At 66.2% G+C, this 2,598-nt stretch carries 3 protein-coding genes and 2 pseudogenes; 1 reads left to right on the top strand and 4 read right to left on the bottom strand.

Annotated elements, in window-relative coordinates; all coding sequences use genetic code 11:
- Positions 1-147, bottom strand: a pseudogene (locus BN903_RS16410) (EamA/RhaT family transporter); the annotation flags it as partial.
- A 183-nt stretch (positions 148-330) separates the two neighbouring features.
- Here BN903_RS16410 and BN903_RS04005 point away from each other — a divergent pair.
- A complete protein-coding gene (locus tag BN903_RS04005; RefSeq protein ID WP_048076513.1) occupies positions 331-813 on the top strand; it encodes an Lrp/AsnC family transcriptional regulator in 483 nt (160 codons plus the stop codon).
- Between the two features lie 21 nt (positions 814-834).
- On the opposite strand, the gene BN903_RS04000 is transcribed toward BN903_RS04005, so the two are convergent.
- From BN903_RS04000 to BN903_RS03990, 3 genes and pseudogenes are all read right to left on the bottom strand, one after another.
- Positions 835-1,308 carry a hypothetical protein gene (locus tag BN903_RS04000; protein ID WP_048076512.1) on the bottom strand — a complete coding sequence of 158 codons (474 nt, stop codon included), beginning with the start codon at positions 1,306-1,308 and terminating at the stop codon, positions 835-837.
- Between the two features lie 70 nt (positions 1,309-1,378).
- A complete protein-coding gene (locus tag BN903_RS03995; protein ID WP_048076511.1) occupies positions 1,379-1,900 on the bottom strand; it encodes a phosphate-starvation-inducible PsiE family protein in 522 nt (173 codons plus the stop codon).
- Positions 1,901-1,969: 69 nt separating this feature from the next.
- A pseudogene (locus BN903_RS03990) lies at positions 1,970-2,598 on the bottom strand (GatB/YqeY domain-containing protein); the annotation flags it as partial.

Here is a 2,598-nt window from a genome sequence, read left to right as displayed (position 1 = left end):
GACGTACCTGACGCCCGCGAAAAGCAGCGGCGGGAAGTAGTGGAGGCCGGCCTCGATGGCGACGAAGGACGTGCCCCACAGCGTCGCGAGGAGGAGGAACGCGCCGACGATCGATTCGGGAGTAGAGAGGAGCTTTCCGAGCTTCATTAGTTGTCCGTTCGAAATACACGGTGATAGTTAAACTATTCTCCCATATCTGCTAAATACTGAAATCAACAATCAGACATACGAATTAGATCCAAATTCGGTTCCGTGATGACGCCGGATCTTGGAGTCAAGTTCAACCCTGTCGGTCGACATATACAACCGATCGGGGTCCGATCGCGGGGTATGGACGAGCGCGACGTGCGACTGTTGAAGGCCATCGCCGATCTGGGGACGGGAAGCCCGGAACGGCTCCACGAGGAGACACAGATTCCGGTGTCGACGATCCACTACCGGCTGAACAACCTGCGGGAGGACGGCGTCATCCAGAACGACCTGTACGACTTCGACCACGAGGCGCTCGGGCTCGGCGTCACCGTCATCGTCGAGGTGCTCGCGAGCTACGAGGGCCCCTACGAGGAGTTCGCTGACGAACTGCTCGCGGTCGAGGGCGTCACGGAGGCGTTCTTCACGATGGGCGAGACGGACTTCGTCGTCCTCGCGCGGCTCTCCTCGTCGGACACCGTCGAGCGCCTCATCAGCGACTTCGAGGCGATCCCGGAGGTCGAGCGCACGAACTCGACGTTCACCATCGCCACGCTGCGCGACGAGTCGCGCGCGCCCGCCACCTACGACCTCGACACGCTGATCGAGGAGTTGACGGACTGAGACCGACCCGCGACGGACCGGTCAGCGCGTCTCGTCTTCGAGACCGGTAATCCGTCGGGCCTCCCCGCGGTCGGGGTAGCCGACCGGCGGCTCGAAGCGTCGCCGGAGACGGTCGGTGACGGTGGCGCTGAGGTAGGCGAACACCGCCATCATCGGGAGATACCCGAGCATGTCGCCCATGGAGTAGACCGCGGTGGCGAACAGCAGGTCGGGGTCGGTGCCGGGCGTCGGGACGCCGCCGATCCGGTAGACGAACACGAACGCGTACAGCGGGACCGCCACGAGCGTCACGCCGAGGATGGCGTTGTTCGCGCTCGCGTCGTAGAACCCGCCGAGCGCCGTCGCGACCCCGCCGGCGACGATAGCGGCGGGAAGCATCCACGCGGGGCGGTCCACCACGAACAGCACGGTCGCACACAGGAGGATCGTCGTTGCGGTGACCGCCGCAACCGTTCCGCGGTCGAAGTCGAACCCCGGATCGAACGGCTCTCTCATGAGGACCAGTCCCGCGTCCGGAACCAAAAAATGTCTGGCGAAGAAGGTGTTTCGACGAGCGGGACCCGGGTCACTCGGCCAGCGGGTTCCCGACCGACCGCTCGACGTACAGAAGCGCCACGAGCCCGAGGATGATGATCGTGTACGACACCGCGGCGAACAGCGCGCCCTCGGCCGACGAGTACTCCGTCGTCCGATAGATGATCACCTTCCGGACCATCGCGATGACGCCGGTGTAGATCACCAGACGGACGATCCGCCGGGTGTCGCTCTGTTCGATGTAGGCGACGACTGTCTCGTACACCTCGACGATGATCAGGAGGAGGAGTCCGGTCTCGATGAACCCGATGACCGTGTTCGGGTCGGTGATCGCGCCGGTGGGAACGGACTCGGCGATCTGGATCGCGAGGTCGATGACGCCGATCCCGAACAGGAGCGCGAAAAGCGCCGCCGCGGCCAGCTCGACGCCGTGGATGAATCGGTTCGTCGCGTCGGAGACGCGGTCGCCGCGCGTCTTCGCGACTGACGGGTTGGGCGTCCGGTCCGGCGAGGACGGGTCGTCCGACGGGTCGGCCGGGGGCGAGTCTGCCATCTGGTGTCCCTCGGTGTGAAAGAGGATCTCCCGACACGTAAAAAGCGGGCCTGACCGACGCAGAACGCGCTACGACCGCTTGCCGATCTCCTCGCGTAACACGTCGGAAACGACCTCGCCGTCGGCCTTGCCACGAAGCGCTCCCATCGCCTCACCCATCAGTCCGGAGAAGGCAGCCATCCCCTCGGCGTTGATCTGGTCGGCGTTGCGCTCGACGACCTCCACGACCGCCTCGCGGACTTCCTCCTCGCTCACGCCCGAGAGGCCGGCCTCCTCGACGGCCTCGGCGGCGGACAACGACGGGTTCTCGGCGAGCGTCGCGAGCACCTCGGGGACGCCCTCCTTCGCGAGGTCGCCGCCCTCGACGAGGTCGAAGAGGTCGAGGAAGTGCTCGTCGGTGAGGCGTTCGACGGCCGCACCGTCGCGGCGGATCTCCGTCGTCGTCGATTCGAGTGTCGACGCCGCGAAGGTCGGGTCGACGCCGCGCTCGACCGCCCGCTCGAACAGCGGGAACCGCTGGCCGAAGGCGACCTGCTCGGCGAGTCCGGCGTCGAGACCGAACTCGTCGCCGTACCGTTCGGTCTTCTCGTCGAGCAGTTCGGGCGTCTCGACGTCCGAGGGGTCAGGCTCGACCGGCGGCACGTCCGTCTCTGGGTACATCCGCGCGGCCCCCGGCAGCGGGCGGAGGTAGCGGGTGG

The organism is Halorubrum sp. AJ67 (genome assembly GCF_000513435.1).
This window is presented reverse-complemented; position numbering and strand designations above follow the sequence as displayed.